Below are 16230 nucleotides of genomic sequence, written 5' to 3' on the forward strand. Positions count from 1 at the left end.
GGGTGGGCTGACGGATTCGGGACAGCGCACTGGCCGACCGGCCCCTCCCGCCGCCGGATGACGTTGGGCAGACTGCCCTGGTGACAATTCGGAGCCTGCCCGCCGTCGGAATCCTGCTGGTAGCCGTGGCCGTCACCGCCGGCTGCGGCGGTGGCGACGCCGATCCGTCGAGTGCGGCCCCCACCGCCTCGTCATTCTCGGCCCCGGCGGCCACCGGTCTGCCGAGCGCGCCGATGCCCTCGGCAGCGCCGCCCAACGCCAGCGGTGCCGCGTCACCGGCGGCCCCGCCAGCGGCTCCGCCGTCCGTCGCCCCGGAAGGGCCCACGCAGCGCCGGCCGACCAGCCCACCGCCGGTGGTGCTGCCCAAACGCCCGACGGGTGCGCCCGGGGCCACCCAGGTCGTCAACGCGTTCAAGGCCGCCGGCCTGAAGGTGCCGCACCCGAAGGACCGCTCGGTCGACTGCGGGCCGGACGGTCTCGGCCTGGGCTGCTCCGAGCTGATCGCCACCGACGCTGTCACGGTGTACGTGTTCCCCGACGAGATCAGCGCCAGCGACATCGCCGAGACGTGGGGCGGCCAGTCGTACCGGCGCGGTGCGGTGGTGCTCAACTACCTGGAGGCGAAGACCCCGGCCGCCGACCGCCCGCGCTACGAGAAGGTGCTCAACGGCCTGCGCTGAGACCTGGCGTGGCCGAAGCATGTCGCTCTCTTGACTGTGATGTCTGTGAGTCATCGTGATGACTCACAGACATCAGGCTCTGTGCGGGATTGCCCTCGGTGGGGCCCCTGGCTGGTTGGTTGGGCATCGGGCATCAATCGGCGCGTGCGCTCGTCCGCGCCGACGGGCAGCCGCGCAAGCCAGGCCCACCGGCGTGGTCCGGAATTGGCGGGTCAGCCGCGCAGGCGGAGACCGCGTGGTGTGGCCCGGAAGCCGGCGGCCGTCAGGGCGTCACGCAGCGGCGAGGAGTGCACCGCCTCGCCGTCGGCCCGTTCCACCGACATCGCACCCAACGCCCCGGAATGGACGGCGTCGGCGAGCGCCTTGCCGGCCGTGGCGAGCGTGTCGGTGTCGTCGGTGAAGGAGAGCAGCGTCCGGCCGCCGCGTTCGACGTAGAGGACCAGGTCACCGCCGACCTGCACCACCAGGGCCCCCGCCTTGCGGCCGGCCCGGTGCCCGGTCGCCGGGGTAGCGCCGTCACCGGAGTCGACGACCCGTTCCGGCCAGGGCAGCGCCGCGCCGTACGGGTTGGCCGGGTCGGTAGCGGCGAGCACGGTGGCCACCGCGCCCCGCCCCCGGGCGCCGTCGGTCGGTTCGGCCAGCGCCCGCAGCCGGTCCACCGCGCCGGGTACGGCGAACTGCGCCGCGCCGAGCCCTTCGACGAAGTAGCCCCGGCGGGCCGCGCCGCGCTCCTCCAGCGCGGACAGCACCGGGTAGACCGCCGAGAACCCGCCGACCACCTGCTCGGCCATGACCGCGCCGCGGGTGACCACCCCGTGCCGCTCCAGCAGCAGGTCGGCGAGGGCGGCGGCACGCCGGGTCGGGTCGAGGTCCCGGTCCGGAAGGCGTGACCAGCGGCCGGCGACCGTCGGCGGGCCACCACGGGTCGGCAGCGCCATCCGGCCGGGCCGCCGGTAGCGGGTGCGGGGCGCGGACGGCCGGGAGCGGTGGGCGCCGCCAGCGCCGAGCACCGAGCGCAGCGGGGCGAGGGTGTCATTGGTGAGGTGCCCCGCCCAGACCAGATCCCAGATCACCGCGGTCAGCGCGGCGTCGTCGGTCGAGCCGACCCGGTCGGCCAACGGCCTGAAGAACAACGCCTGCCCGTCGCTGAGCGCGTCGAGCACCGCGTCGTGCAGCGGGGTGCGGGTCAACGCCTCGTCGGGCGGCGGGAGCAGCAGCGGTGCGGCGTCCGCGTACGCCAGGGTGACCCAGCCGTCGCCCCCGGAGATCGCCCCCGACCCCGCCCAGAGCACCTCTCCGCTGGCGCACAACTCGTCGAGGTGGGCGGGGGAGTAGTCCGCGACCCGGGCGGGCAGCACCAACCGCTCCAGGGCGGACGCCGGCACCGCCGCGCCCTGCAACTGCTCCACCGTGGCCGCGAGCGCCTCGACACCTCGGGCGGACGAGCCGACCTGCTGCCAACGGGGCAGGAACGTCGCGAGGGCCCGGGGCGGCACCGGCTCGATCTCCCGGCGCAGCGCGGCGAGCGAGCGGCGGCGCAGCATCCGCAGCACCTCGGCGTCACACCACTGGGCACCGGCCGAGTCCGGGGTGAACTCCCCGGAGACCACCCGGCCGGTCGCGCCGAGCCGGCGCAGCGCCTGCTCGACGACGAACACGCCGAGCCCGAAGCGGGCCGCGCAGCTGGCGGCGGCGAACGGCCCGTGGGTGCGGGCGTAACGGGCCACCAGGTCACCGAGCGGGTCGGCCACCGGGGCGAGGTACGCCTCGGCCACCCCCACCGGCAGCGCCACGCCGAGAGCGTCGCGCAGGCGGGCGGCGTCCTCGACGCCCACCCAGCGCTGCTCGCCGGCGATCCGGACCCGCAGCACCCGGCGGGTGGCCTCCAGCTCGGTCAGCCAGCCCTCGGGCACGCCCCGCTCGGTCAACTCGGCGTCGCTCAGGTCACCGAGCACCCGCAGCAGCTCGACAACGTCCTCGGCGTCGCGGGGGCGACGCTGCTCGGTCAGCCACCGCAGTTGCCGGTCGGTCTCGGCGAGCACCGCCGGGTCGAGTAGTTCGCGCAGGTCGACCCGGCCGAGCAGCTCGCCGAGGAGGGTGGAGTCGAGGGCGAGCGCGGCGGCGCGGCGCTCGGCCAGCGGGGCGTCACCCTCGTAGAGGAACGCGCCGACGTAGCCGAAGAGCAGCGACCGCGCGAACGGGGACGGCGCGCTGGTCTCCACCTCGACCAGTCGCACCTTGCGGGTGGCCAGGTCGCGCATCAGCCCGGCCAGCGCCGGCTGGTCGAAGACGTCCTGGAGGCACTCCCGCGCCGCCTCCAGGGTGACCGGGAAGTCCGCGTACTCGCGGGCCACGTCGAGGAGCTGGGCGGAGCGTTGCCGTTGTTGCCAGAGCGGTTGGCGCCGGCGCGGGTCGCGGCGCGGCAGCAGCAGTGACCGGGCGGCGCACTCCCGGAAACGGGCGGCGAAGAGGGCGGAGGTGCCGACCGACTCCTCCACCAGCTGGGTGATCTCGTCGGGTTCGAAGACCACCACGTCGGCGCCGGGCGGCTCGTCGGCGGTGTCCGGAAGTCGCACCACGATGCCGTCGTCGGAGGGCATCACCTGGGCGTCCACCCCGTACCGCTCGGCCAACCGGCGGCCCACCGCGAGGGCCCAGGGCCCGTTGACCCGGGCACCGAGCACGCTGTGCACGGCCAGCCGCCAGTCGCCCAGCTCGTCGCGGAACCGTTCGACGACGACAGTGCGGTCGTCGGGCAGCGAACGGGTGGCCTCCCGCTGATCGCGCAGGTAGGCCATCAGGTTGCCGGCGGCCCAGTCGTCCAGCCCGCCGTCGCGCAGCGCGGCCAGTGCGGCTTCGTCGGTCTGCCGCAGCAGGGTGCGCACGCGGGCACCGATGGCCCGGCCCAGCTCCACCGGCCGACCCAGCTGGTCGCCCTTCCAGAACGGCATGCGCGCGGCCTGCCCCGGAGCGGGCGAGACCAGCACCCGGTCAGGGGTGATCTCCTCGATCCGCCAGGAGGAGGAGCCGAGCAGGAAGACATCGCCCACCCGGGACTCGTAGACCATCTCCTCGTCCAGCTCGCCGACCCGGGCGGCCCGCTCGGCACCGGCCAGGAAGACCCCGAACAGGCCCCGGTCGGGGATGGTGCCGCCGCTGGTCACCGCGAGTCGCTGCGCGCCGGGGCGGCCGGTGAGCAGGTCGGTGGCCCGGTCCCAGACCAGTCGGGGACGCAGCTCGGCGAAGGCGGTGGACGGGTAGCGGCCGGAGAGCATGTCCAGCACGGCGTGCAGCGCCGAGTCGGGCAGCTCGGCGAAGGGTGCGGCCCGGCGGACCAGCACGGCCAGGTCGCCGAGCGCCCACGGTTCCAGCGCCACCATCGCGACGATCTGCTGGGCCAGCACGTCCAGCGGGTTGCGCGGGTAGTGCAGCTCCTCGATCGCGCCGTCGGTCATCCGCTCGGCGACCACCGCGCAGGAGAGCAGGTCGCCACGGTGCTTGGGGAAGACCACCCCACGGGAGACGGCGCCCACCTGGTGCCCGGCCCGGCCGACCCGTTGCAGCCCGGCGGCCACGCTCGGCGGCGCCTCGATCTGCACCACCAGGTCGACAGCGCCCATGTCGATGCCCAGCTCCAGGCTGGAGGTGGCCACCACCGCGGGCAGCTGGCCGGACTTGAGCGCCTCCTCGATGTGCTTGCGTTCCTCCCGGGAGACGCTCCCGTGGTGGGCGCGGGCGATCACCGGTGCCGCGCCGGTGGCGGCGCCGGACTGGGCCATCACCTCGGCCGGTGGCCGGTTGCGCACCGGGCCGGCGGGGCCACCCCACCGCTGCGCGCCGGTCGTCGGACCATCGTCGGCCGCCGGGTCGTCGTCGGCCGACACCCCTTCCGGCACGCCGATCGCGCCCTCGGTCGCCGCTTCGGCGGCCAGCTCGTTGAGCCGGGCGCACAGGCGCTCGGCGCTGCGGCGGGAGTTGGTGAAGACGATGGTCGAGCGGTGCTGCCCGATGAGGGTGAAGACCCGCTCCTCCACGGCCGGCCAGATGGACGCCCGACGTGGCCCGGGGCCGCCGAGGTCGTCCTCCGGTGGCTGCTCCTGCTCGTCCAGGCGGGTCATGTCCTCCACCGGGACCTGCACGCTGACCTCGATGGTCTTCGGAGTGGCCGGTTGCACCACGTCGACCGGGCGGGCGCCGCCGAGGAACTGCGCGCAGGCGTCGATCGGGCGGACGGTGGCCGAGAGGCCGATGCGCTGCGCCGGGGCGGGTAGCAGCTCGTCGAGGCGTTCGAGGGAGAGGGCGAGGTGGGCTCCGCGTTTGCTGCCGGCCACCGCATGCACCTCGTCGACGATCACCGTCTGGATGCCGCGCAGTGAGTCGCGGGCCGCCGATGTCAGCAGCAGGAACAGCGACTCGGGCGTGGTGATGAGGATGTCGGGCGGGGTGCGGGCGAAGGCCCGTCGCTCGTCGGCGGGTGTGTCGCCGGTGCGCATGCCGACGGTGATGTCGGGCGGTGCCACGCCCAGCCGGGTGGCCGCCTGCCGGATGCCGGCCAGCGGGGCGCGCAGGTTGCGCTCCACGTCGACGGCGAGGGCCTTGAGTGGGCTGACGTAGAGCACCCGGCACCGCTGGCGGGCCTCGGTCGGGGCCGGCTCGCGGGCCAGCCGGTCCAGTGACCAGAGGAAGGCCGCGAGCGTCTTGCCGGAGCCGGTGGGCGCCACCACCAGCGCGTTACGACCGGCGGCGACCGACCGCCAGGCGCCGATCTGCGCGGCGGTCGGCGCGGCGAAAGCGTTGTCGAACCAGGCGCGGGTGGCCGGGCCGAACCCGGCGAGCACCGCGCCGGCGTCTGCGTCGGCCCCGGTCACCGGTCCATCGTGCCCTTCCGGTCTGACATCCACGAACGGCTCACGATGGAATGGGCGAGCAAAAGGCAAAAAGCGTGGAACGTGCGCTTAATACGTTAAGTCTCACTTAACTGCTTGCTTCTGAGGCGCAACATAAAGTAACTTCACTCGCAACGCGAACCGGGGTGAGGGGATGTGATGGCCGGCGAGCAGCACACCGTCGAACCGGGCACCGACGTGCTGATTCGCAAGGTCGACAGCCATCTCGCCGCCCTTCGCGCCGGCCTGCACGGCCCCGAGCTCGAACTCGCCGAACGTCTCGCCCGCTGCCTGCGTGAGCTGGTGCTCTGCACCGCCCAGGCCAGCGCCGCCGACCGGGGTCAGGTCCGCGTCGCCGTGCACTACTTCGTGCTGCGCCGCGAGAGTCGCGGCCGTCTGCTCGCGGTGCGGTCGCTGACCGCCGCGGAACGCGTCGTCGACCGGGTCGCCCGCCAGCTCGGCCGCTCTGACCTGCTGTCCGAGCTGCGCCGCGACCGCCCCGCCCCCGACGACGCCCAACCCCTCAACAACGCCCTCCTCCACTGACCCACCCCACCCGCACCCCCCTTTCCCGCGTTGATCAAGAGGTTGGCGTCAAAATGCGGGCGCGGATGACGCAAACCTCTTGATCAGTGGTCGAGGGGCGGGGGTTGGTGGGACGGGCGGGCGGGGTGGGTTTGGGGGTCAATTCCGGCAAAACCGGCCCGGCGGGCTGCGAACTGGCGTCTGATCGCTGCTAGGCGCCACCGCTGCCACGGGCGTCGGCCATGTCGATCGGGAGCGCAGGTGCTGGTACTGCTCATCCTCCATCTCGTGGCGGCCCTCGCCGCGCCCCTGCTCGTCCGCTGGTGGGGTCCGCGCGCGTGTTACCCGCTGGCGCTCGCGCCGGCCGCCGCGTTCTGCTGGGCGGTGGCCCGCACCCCGGCCGTGAGCGGCGGCGGGGCGGTGGTCGAGACGTACCCGTGGATCCGGCAGCTGGGCCTCGACATCGCGTTCCGGCTCACCACGCTGTCCTGGCTGATGACGCTGCTGATCGGCGGCGTCGGCGCGCTGGTGCTGGTCTACAGCGCCCGCTACTTCAGCGCCGGCTCCGTCGGGCTGGCGCAGTTCGCCGCCGTCCTGGTCGCCTTCGCGGGCGCGATGCTCGTCCTGGTCTTCGCCGACGACCTGCTGCTGCTCTATGTCGGCTGGGAGCTGACCACTGTCTTCTCGTACCTGCTGATCGGGCACAGCACCGAACGGCGGTCCAGCCGTTGGGCGGCGGCGCAGGCGTTGACAGTCACCACGCTGGGCGGGCTCGCCATGCTCGTCGGCTTCATCATGCTGGGCGAGCACGCCGGCAGCTACCGCTGGTCGGAGATCATCGCCCAGCCGCTGCCCGGCGGCGGGTACCTGGTGGGTGCCGTGCTGCTGATCCTGGCCGGCGCGCTGTCCAAGTCGGCGGTGCTGCCGTTCAGCTCGTGGCTGCCGGTCGCGATGGCGGCACCCACGCCGGTCAGCGCGTACCTGCACGCCGCCGCCATGGTCAAGGCCGGCGTCTACCTGGTCGGGCTGCTCGCGCCGGTGCTCGCCACTGTCGGCCCGTGGCGGCCGGTGGTGCAGGTCGCCGGGGTGGCGACCATGCTGCTCGGCGGTTGGGCGGCGCTGCGCCAGACCGACCTCAAGCTGCTGCTGGCGTACGGGACGGTCAGCCAACTCGGCCTGCTGGTCGCGGTGACCGGCTCGGGCACGCCGGACGCCGCACTGGCCGGCACCGCCATGCTGCTGGCGCACGCCCTGTTCAAGGCGGCGCTCTTCCTGGTCGTCGGCATCATCGACCACAGTGCCGGCACCCGTGACCTGCGCGAGTTGTCCGGGCTGCGGCACTGGTCCCGGTCGCTGTTCGTGGTGGCCGTGCTGGCTGCGGCGTCGATGGCCGGGGTGCCGCCGCTGGTCGGCTTCGTGGCGAAGGAGGCGGTGTTCGCCGCGTTCACCGATCAACCGGTGGTCCTCACCGGCCTGGTCGCCGGGACGGTGCTCACCGTCGCGTACAGCGCCCGTTTTCTCTGGGGCGCGTTCGCCGACCGGCCGGGCGTGACGCCGGTCCCGCCGGGCTCGATCGCCGCGTCGCTGTTGGTACCGCCAGCGGTGCTGGCCGGGGTCGGTCTGCTCGCCGGCCCGGCCGCGAGCGTCCTGGAGGACGTGCTGCGGCCGTACGCCGATCTGCTCGGCGGGGTCGACGCGCACCTGGCGCTCTGGGCCGGACCGACCCCGGCGCTCGGCCTGTCGGTGTTGGCGCTCGTCGGCGGTGGCCTGCTCTTCGCCGTGCGCGGGCCGCTCGCCCCGGTGCTGGCGCGGCTGCGCTCACCGGTGGGGGGCCACCAGGGGTACGAGTGGGTGGTGGGCCGGTTCGACCGGCTGGCCATCGATGTCACGAGCGCCACCCAGCGCGGCTCCCTGCCGCAGTACCTGGGCGTCATCCTGGTCACCCTGGTGCTGGTGCCCGGCGCGGCGATGCTCTCCGCCAGTCCCTGGCGGGCGCGGATTCCGCTCTGGGACAGCCTGCTGCAACCGGTGGTCGTGCTGGTGATCGCGGTGGCGGCGGTGTTGGCGGTCGGCGCCCGTCGCCGGCTGACCGCGATGTTGCTGGTGGGCATGACCGGCTACGGCACGGCGATGCTGTTCGTGCTGCACGGGGCACCGGACCTGGCGCTCACCCAGTTTCTGGTGGAGACCTCGACGATAGCGATCTTCGTGCTGGTGCTGCGTCGCCTGCCGGAGCGGTTCTCGGCCCGCCCGATGCGGCGTACCCGCCTGATCCGTCGGGTGATCGGGGTGGCGGTGGGCGTGGTGGCCGCCGGGCTGGCCCTCGTCGCCGTCGGCGCCCGCCAGGCACCGACCATCTCCGCGGCCTTCCCGGATCTGGCGGTCGCGCAGGGGTACGGCCGCAACGTGGTCAACGTGACCCTGGTCGACATCCGGGCCTGGGACACGATGGGCGAGTTGGCGGTGCTGGTGGTGACCGCGACCGGGGTGGCCAGCCTGATCTTCGAGCGTTCCCGGACCGGGCCGCGGCCGCGCCGGCCCGAGGCGGACCAGCGGGCGGGTGTGCGTGGCCGGCCGGTGTGGCTGCGCGGTGGTCCCACCCTCTACGAGGAGCGCCGCTCGATCGTGTTGGAGGTGGTCATCCGGCTGATCTTCCACACCGTGGTGCTGTTCTCCCTGTTCCTGCTCTTCTCCGGGCACAACGCGCCGGGCGGCGGGTTCGCCGGAGGGCTGGTGGCGGGTCTCGCCCTGGTGGTCCGCTATCTGGCGGGCGGTCGGTACGAGCTGACCGAGGCGGCGCCGATCGGTGCCGGCCCGATTCTCGGCGCCGGGTTGGCCATGTCGGTGGGCAGCGGCCTGGTGGCGCTGCTGGCCGGCGGGTCGGTGCTGGAGAGCGCGAAGGTCGACCAGCGGTTGCCACTCATCGGCGACACCCACCTGGTGACGTCGCTGTTCTTCGACATCGGCGTGTACCTGGTGGTGATCGGGTTGGTGCTGGACATCCTGCGCAGCCTCGGCGCCGAGGTGGACCGGCACATCGAGGCCACCGGAACGGCCACCGGCGGTCTGGCCGTCGACAAGGGCGACCGGACATGAGCGCGAGGAGTGAGCCGGTGTTGCGAGCCAGGAGTAACGCCGTGAGCGCGAGGAGTGAGCCGGGTTTGCGAGCCCCGCAGTCGCGAACAGGAGTAACGCCGTGAGCGCGAGGAGTGAGCCGGGTTTGCGAGCCCCGCAGTCGCGAACAGGAGTAACGCCGTGAGGGAGAGCGGGGCGGGGCCGACGTTGGTGCTGGTGCTGGCCGTCGCGGTGCTGGTCGGGTGCGGGGTGATCCTGCTGTTGGAGCGCAGCCTGACCCGGGTCCTGTTGGGGATAGTCATGCTCGGCAACGGGGTGAACGTGTTGATCCTGTTGGGTGGGCGCCCGGGTGGGGCGCCGATCGTCGGCAGCGGGCCGGTGGACCGGATGAGTGACCCGTTGCCGCAGGCCATGGTGTTGACCGCCATTGTGATCACCTTCGGGTTCACCGCGTTCCTGCTCGCTGTGGCGTACCGCAGTTGGTATCTCTCCGGTGACGACGAGGTCCCCGACGACCTGGAGGATCGGCAGATCATCAGCCGGGCAGGGCGGAACGAGGCGAGCGCTGCCGACCTCGGTGGGGAGGGCCCGAACGGTGACCCGGAGCAGGTTGATCCCGAACCGGCCCGCCGACGGCTGCGACGTGGGGATGACGGGCAGTGAGCGCGCTGCTGCCGCTGCCGGTGGTGGTGCCGCTGCTCGGTGCGGCGCTGAGTCTGCTGCTGGCCGGGAAGCCCCGACTTCAGCGCACGATCAGCGTGCTGTGTCTGAGCGGCACGCTCACGGTGGCGGTGCTGTTGCTGGTGCAGGCGTACCGGCACGGGCCGGTGGTGGTGGCGGTGGGGGCGTGGCCGCCGCCGGTCGGCATCGTCCTGGTGGCCGATCAGCTCGCCGCGCTGATGCTCGTGGTGTCGTCGGCGGTGACCCTGTGCGTGTTGTTGTACTCGGTCGGCCAGGGTCGCAGCGAGACGATCGGGAGCTCGCCGGTGTCGATCTTCCACCCGACGTACCTGGTGCTCACCGCGGGCGTCACCAACGCGTTCCTGGCCGGCGACCTGTTCAACCTCTTCGTCGGGTTCGAGATCCTGCTGGCCGCCAGCTTCGTGCTGATCACGCTGGGCGGCACTGAGGCCCGGATCCGGACCGGGTCGACGTACGTGGTGGTCAGCATCCTCTCCTCGATGATGTTCCTGACGTCGGTGGGTCTGGTGTACGCGGCCACCGGCACGCTCAACCTCGCCCAGCTCGCCGAGCGCCTCGACGACCTGCCCGGCGGTGTGCGGCTGGCCCTGGAGCTGATGCTGCTGCTGGCGTTCGCGATCAAGGCGGCGGTCTTCCCGCTGTCGGCCTGGTTGCCGGACAGTTACCCCACCGCGCCGGCCCCGGTCACGGCGGTCTTCGCCGGCCTGCTCACCAAGGTGGGCGTCTACGCGATCATCCGCACCGAGACGTTGCTCTTTCCCGGTGGGCGCGCCGACGTGCTGCTCATGGTCGTCGCCGGGTTGACCATGGTGGTCGGCATCCTCGGCGCGGTGGCCCAGTCCGACCTGAAGCGACTCTTCTCGTTCACCCTGGTCAGCCACATCGGCTACATGATCTTCGGGGTGGCGTTGAGCACCGCAGCAGGGCTCTCCGGCGCGATCTTCTACGTGGTGCACCACATCACCATCCAGACCACGCTGTTCCTCGTCGCCGGGCTGGTGGAGGAACGTGCCGGCAGCACCGACCTGCGCCGCATCGGCGGGCTGGCCCGGGCGGCACCGCTGCTCGGTGTGCTCTTCTTCGTCCCGGCCATGAACCTCGCCGGAGTGCCACCGTTCTCCGGCTTCCTCGGCAAGCTCGGCCTGCTCCAGGCCGGGGTGGCGGCCGGCGGGCCGCTGCCCGGGGTGCTGGTCGCGGCCGGCGCGCTGACCAGCCTGCTCACCCTGTACGTGGCATCCCGGGTGTGGAACATCGCCTTCTGGCGTGCGCCCCGCACGGCCACCAGTGACCCAGTGGTCCAGCTGCCGAGGCTGATGGTGGGCGCCACAGTGGCACTGGTCGCGCTGGGGCTGGCGTTGACAGTGCTGGCCGGTCCGCTCTTCGACGTCACCGCTGACGCCGCCGGGGACCTGCTTCTGCGTACCCCGTACGTCAGGGCCGTGTTGCCGGGCGGCGTGCCGTGACCGGCCCAACCGAGCCGGCTCCCGACGAGCCCAGGGGCCCCGTGGTGGGGCGCGGTCGGGTCGCGCGCTGGCGCGACCAGGCGGTGGCGCTCGGCTGGCTCTTGCTGGTCTGGAGCCTGCTCTGGGGCAACATCAGCTGGGCCAACCTGGTCGGCGGCCTGCTGGTGGGCGGGGCCGTGCTGGTGTTCTTCCCGCTGCCGGCGGTCAGCTTCGGTGGCCGGTTGCGACCATGGGCGCTGCTGGTGTTCGCGGGCCGGTTCGCTGTCGAACTGGTCAGCGCGAGCCTGCACATCGCCCGGATCGCGGTGCAGCCCAGTTACCGGCCACGAGGGGCGATCGTCGCGGTCCGGTTGCGGGTGCCCACCGACCTGAACCTGGCGCTCACCGCCGAGGTGGTCTCGCTGGTGCCGGGCACGCTGGTTCTTGAGGTGGACCGGAACTCCGGAACGCTCTACCTGCACGTCCTGGACACCCACGGCCCGGCGGACCTGGACGTGGCCCGGGACCGCACGCTCGTCGTCGAGCGGCGAATCGTCCGCGCGGTCGGCTCCAGCGCCGAACTGCGCCACCTCGACGTCACCTCATCCGAGAAGGGAACCCGTCCGTGACCACGTTCCTGGCCGCCGTCCTCACCCCACTTCTGTCGGTCACCGCGCTCCTCGCGCTGACCCGCCTCTACCGGGGCCCGTCGCTGGTGGACCGGGTGATCGCCGCGGACATGCTGCTCGCCACGATGGTCGGCGCGGTGGGCGCCGAGGCGGCGGTGAACCGGCACACCAGCACCCTGCCCGTGCTGGTGGTGCTCTCCCTGCTCGGCTTCGTGGGCTCGGTGTCGCTGGTCCGCTTCGCCGTCCGGGAGCAGCAGTGATCGCCACCGTCGCGGACTGGCTCGGCGCCGCCTGTCTGGTGGCCGGCGCGCTGCTCAGCCTGGCCGCCGGGATCGGTGTGCTGCGCTTTCCGGACGCGCTGTCCCGGATGCACGCCGCCACCAAACCACAGGTGCTCGGGGTGCTTCTGTTGCTGGTGGGCATCGCGTTGCGGCTGCGGTCCCCGGCGGACCTGGGCATGATCCTGCTGGTGGCGGTCTTCCAGTTGTCGACGGCGCCGGTCGCGGCGCAGATGATCGGGCGGGCCGCGTACCGGGCGGGGCGGCTCGACCGGGGCCTGCTCGACGCCGACGAGCTGGCCGAACGCGGAACGGGCGGTGGGTCGGCGGGGCCGGCGTGACGGGCGGCGGCGCCTGCTCAACCGGACGATCCGCTCCTTCGGCCCACCCCCAGCGGAGTCACAGCCAGCGCCGATAAAATGGAGGCATGATCGACTCTTCTGCCCAGGAGGGCAGCAGTAGCCAGCCGGGTCGTGCCCGGCATATCCCCGTACCGACGACCCCGGGAGCCCTGAGCGACCCGTGTTGATCGTCGTTGGTCTCCTACTGATCATCATCCTCACTGCCGCCACCGGCTACTTCGTGGCGCAGGAGTTCGGCTACGTCGCCGTGGACCGGGGCAAGCTGCGCCAGCTCGCCGATGACGGCGATCAGGCCGCCGCCCGGGCCCTCACCGTCACCAGCCGGCTCTCCTTCATGCTCTCCGGAGCCCAACTCGGCATTACCGTCACCGCGCTGCTGGTCGGCTACGTCGCCGAGCCGTACCTGGGTGGTGGTCTCGCCGACCTGTTCGGCGTGGCCGGCGTCAGCGAGGCGGTCAGCCTGCCGCTGTCGGTGGCGCTGGCCCTGGTCATCGCCACCGTCGTGCAGATGGTGCTCGGTGAGCTGGCCCCGAAGAACCTGGCCATCGCGCGGGCCGAGCAACTGGCCCGGGCGCTGAGCCGGTCCACCCTGATCTACCTGGCCGTCGCCGGGCCGTTGATCCGGCTCTTCGACCGGGCATCGATCCGGCTGTTGCGCCGCGTCGGTATCGAACCGATCGAGGAACTGCCCAGCGGTGCCACCCCGGCCGACCTGGAACAGATCATCGCCGAGTCCCGCGAGGAGGGCAGCCTCGACGCCGAGATGTCCACGCTGCTCGACCGAGGTCTGGACTTCCGCGAACTGACCGCCGGCGAGGCCATGGTGCCCCGCGTGGACGTGCACACCGTCCGGGCGCACGAACCGGTGAGCCGGGTGGTCGAGCTGTTGGACACCGGTCACTCGCGGTTCCCGGTACGCGGGGCGGAGGGCGTCGACGACCTGCTCGGCATCGTCGGCATCGCCGACGTGCTCGGCGTACCCCCGGGCGAGCGGGCCACCACCCCGGTGAGCGCGGTGGCCGGGCCGCCGCTGCTCGTACCGGAGACGTTGCCCCTGCCCACGGTGCTCGACCGCCTGCGGTCCGGGCACCGGCAGATGGCCTGCGTGGTCGACGAGTACGGCGGTTTCGCCGGTGTCATCACGCTGGAGGACATCGCCGAGGAACTGGTCGGCCCGATCCGCGACGAGGACGACCCACCGGAGCGGGCGCCGGCCCGCCAGGACGACGGTTCCTGGGTGGTGCCGGCTCGTTGGCGGATCGACGAGGTCGCCGACAGCACCGGCATCGCCCTGCCCGAGGCCCCGGAGTACGACACCCTGTCCGGGTTGGTGATGCGGGAGCTGGGCCGGGTGCCGGAGGTCGGTGACCGGCTGGAGATCAGCCTGCAACCCGAGGGGGCGGACGGCGAGGAGAACGAGGCGGAGCCCCGGGCACTGGTCGAGGTGCTGGCGGTGGACCGGCACGTGGCCGACTCGGTGCGGTTGCAGCTGACCAAACCCGAGGTGACCGCATGAGTCCCGGAATCGCACTGTTCAGCTCGGTGATCCTGCTGGCGCTGAACGGGTTCTTCGTGGCCGCCGAGTTCGCCCTGGTGGCCAGCAAGCGCTACCGCCTGGAGCAGGCGGCGGCAAACGGTGGCCGGGCGGCCCGAGCCGCGCTCGACGGGGTCCGCGAGCTGTCCCTGATGCTGGCCGGGGCGCAGCTGGGCATCACCCTGTGCACCCTGGGGCTGGGCGCGCTGGCCGAGCCGGCGATCGAGCACCTGATCAGCCCGCTACTGCACGCGGTGGGGCTGCCCGACGCGGCCAGTCACGTGGTCGCCCTGGTCTTCGCCCTCGGGTTGGTGACCTTCCTGCACCTGGTGGTGGGGGAGATGGCCCCGAAGTCGTGGGCGATCACCGACGCCGAGCGGTCGGCGACGCTGCTCGCGTTGCCGTTCCGCGCCTTCGCCCGGGTCTCCCGGCCGGTGCTCTCCGCGCTGAACGCCCTGGCCAACGCGATCCTGCGGCTGTTCGGCGTCAACCAGCAGGACCAACTCGCCCAGGTGCACGGCCCGGACGAGCTGCGGATCCTGCTGGAGCAGTCCCGTGAGCACGGGCTGCTCGGCGCCGAGCAGCACCAGCTGCTGACCAGCATGCTGGAGTTGCAGGGCACCTCGGTGGCGCAGGTGATGGAACCGTTCGCCACCATGGTCACCGTCCGCCGGGACGACCCGGCCGGGCGGATCGAACAGGTCAGCCGGGACAGCGGCCGGTCCCGGCTCGCGGTGCTCGACGAGGCGGGCGACGTGTGCGGCCTCGTGCACGTCCGGGAGGCGGTACGGGTGGTCACCACCGGCCGGGCCGCCACCGCCGGGGAGCTGATGACGCCGGCCTTCACCCTGCCCGCGACGTCCACGGTCACCGAGGCGGTGGCGGCGATGCGGGCCCGGCAGTCGCAGCTCGCGCTGGTGCGCAACGGCGGCGGCCCGGCCCGGCCGATCGGCTTCGTCGCCCTGGAGGACCTCCTGGAGGAGGTCATCGGGGAGTTCGACGACGAGACCGACACGGTGCCGCGCGGGCGCCGGATGCGGTGAAACCGGATGGGTGGTCACGTTCCGCCGAAGTCGGGGTGACCGGGCGCCGGATCCGCGAAAGTCGGGGTGATCGCGCACCGGGTCCGCGACAGTTGAGGTGACCTCGCGAGGGGGCGAGGTCACCGAGCCTGCGTGGAGGGTGCGGTGCGCTTGACGGGAGTGTCACCGGAGTCCGGTGGGACCGGGCTGTCCGTGCAGACCACGCTCCCCAATCCGAGCACCCGGCCGGGCCTGCGCCTGCCCGGCCGGGTGACTCTCGCCGCCGGCCCGGACGACGTGCTCGTCCGCCACATCCGGCTCGGCCTGGTCACCACCGTCGAGCCGGACGACCCGGCGGCGCCGCGACGGCTCACGCAGTTCCACCAGGTGCCCATCGCCGGCCGGTTCGTCGTGCCGGCCGGTCGGCGGCGGGCTGTCGACTTCGCGTTCCCGCTGCCCTGGGAGACCCCGGTGACCATCTTCGGCGGGGTGCCGCTGCTGAGCCTGCGGATGGGTTTGCGGACCGAGGTGTCGCTCGACCCCGACCGGGACCAGGGGGCCATGGTGCCGGTCCTCGTGCACCCGATCCCCACCCAGCAGCACGTGCTGGCGGCGTTGGACACGCTCGGCTTCATGATCCGCCAGGCCGGGTTGCAGCAGGGCGGGTTGCCGGGTGTGGAGCACACCCTGCCGTTGCACCAGCGTTGGGGCTACTGGGTGGGGCCGCTCTACGCCGGCCCGATCACCGAACTGGAGCTGATCTTCGTGACCAACTCTGCCGGGCTTGAGGTGATCCTCTGGATGGATCGCCGGCTGGCCCTGGCCGGCATCACGCACCAGAGCATCAGCCGGTTCCGCATCTGGCACGAGGGCGCCGACCGGCGGGACTGGGTCGCCACCGTGGACGGCTGGCTCCGCCAGGCGATCAACAGGCACGCCGCCGCTGCCGCGCACGCCGACTGGTCCGCCCAGATCGCGGGGTCAGCCCACGTCAGCCGCCATCCCGACGAGCCGGTCCGACCGGGCTACGGCCTCGGCGGCACCGCCGGCGGCGCCGGCGTGGGAGGCGGCGGCTCCGGCGGCGACGGCACCTGA

Annotated in this window: 12 protein-coding genes; 11 read left to right on the forward strand and 1 reads right to left on the reverse strand. The window is 72.9% G+C overall.

All coding sequences use genetic code 11. The features are described from left to right. Positions 1–80 precede the first annotated feature (80 nt). The gene (locus QSK15_RS08305) at positions 81–680 is read left to right on the forward strand and encodes a hypothetical protein (RefSeq protein ID WP_285793609.1); all 600 of its coding nucleotides are present in this window, start codon (positions 81–83) and stop codon (positions 678–680) included. A 212-nt stretch (positions 681–892) separates the two neighbouring features. Here the strand turns inward: QSK15_RS08305 and QSK15_RS08310 are convergent, their stop codons facing one another. Continuing rightward, positions 893–5548: an ATP-dependent helicase gene (locus tag QSK15_RS08310; protein ID WP_285793610.1), complete on the reverse strand. Its 4656-nt coding sequence runs from the start codon at positions 5546–5548 to the stop codon at positions 893–895. A 177-nt stretch (positions 5549–5725) separates the two neighbouring features. Here QSK15_RS08310 and QSK15_RS08315 point away from each other — a divergent pair, with 177 nt between their 5' ends. The 10 genes from QSK15_RS08315 to QSK15_RS08360 all read left to right on the forward strand — a co-directional run bounded on the left by QSK15_RS08315 (position 5726) and on the right by QSK15_RS08360 (position 16230). After that, positions 5726–6112: a hypothetical protein gene (locus QSK15_RS08315; RefSeq protein WP_285793611.1), complete on the forward strand. Its 387-nt coding sequence runs from the start codon at positions 5726–5728 to the stop codon at positions 6110–6112. Positions 6113–6352: 240 nt separating this feature from the next. Further along, complete coding sequence (locus QSK15_RS08320) at positions 6353–9187, forward strand: Na+/H+ antiporter subunit A (protein WP_285793612.1); 2835 nt, start codon at positions 6353–6355, stop codon at positions 9185–9187. Between the two features lie 159 nt (positions 9188–9346). After that, on the forward strand, positions 9347–9829 hold the full coding sequence (locus QSK15_RS08325) for a Na(+)/H(+) antiporter subunit C (protein ID WP_285793613.1): 483 nt from the start codon (positions 9347–9349) through the stop codon (positions 9827–9829). Next, positions 9826–11331 (forward strand): Na+/H+ antiporter subunit D, encoded by a 1506-nt coding sequence (locus QSK15_RS08330; protein WP_285793614.1) that lies wholly within the window; start codon positions 9826–9828, stop codon positions 11329–11331. Before QSK15_RS08325 ends, QSK15_RS08330 begins: the two co-directional genes overlap by 4 nt. Continuing rightward, a complete protein-coding gene (locus QSK15_RS08335; protein WP_285793615.1) occupies positions 11328–11939 on the forward strand; it encodes a Na+/H+ antiporter subunit E in 612 nt (203 codons plus the stop codon). The genes QSK15_RS08330 and QSK15_RS08335 overlap by 4 nt, the downstream gene beginning before the upstream one ends. Beyond that, positions 11936–12199 carry an MrpF/PhaF family protein gene (locus QSK15_RS08340; protein WP_285793616.1) on the forward strand — a complete coding sequence of 88 codons (264 nt, stop codon included), beginning with the start codon at positions 11936–11938 and terminating at the stop codon, positions 12197–12199. The genes QSK15_RS08335 and QSK15_RS08340 overlap by 4 nt, the downstream gene beginning before the upstream one ends. Further along, entirely contained in the window at positions 12199–12558 is a 360-nt protein-coding gene (gene mnhG / locus QSK15_RS08345) for a monovalent cation/H(+) antiporter subunit G (RefSeq protein WP_285794359.1), read from the forward strand. The genes QSK15_RS08340 and mnhG overlap by 1 nt, the downstream gene beginning before the upstream one ends. Positions 12559–12739: 181 nt before the next feature. Further along, a complete protein-coding gene (locus tag QSK15_RS08350; protein WP_285793617.1) occupies positions 12740–14095 on the forward strand; it encodes a hemolysin family protein in 1356 nt (451 codons plus the stop codon). After that, the gene (locus tag QSK15_RS08355; RefSeq protein ID WP_030336791.1) at positions 14092–15156 is read left to right on the forward strand and encodes a hemolysin family protein; all 1065 of its coding nucleotides are present in this window, start codon (positions 14092–14094) and stop codon (positions 15154–15156) included. The genes QSK15_RS08350 and QSK15_RS08355 overlap by 4 nt, the downstream gene beginning before the upstream one ends. 144 nt (positions 15157–15300) lie before the next feature. Beyond that, positions 15301–16230 (forward strand): sporulation protein, encoded by a 930-nt coding sequence (locus QSK15_RS08360; protein ID WP_285793618.1) that lies wholly within the window; start codon positions 15301–15303, stop codon positions 16228–16230.

The sequence above is a fragment of the Micromonospora sp. NBRC 107095 genome, assembly GCF_030269705.1.
GTDB classification, from domain to species: domain Bacteria; phylum Actinomycetota; class Actinomycetes; order Mycobacteriales; family Micromonosporaceae; genus Micromonospora; species Micromonospora parva.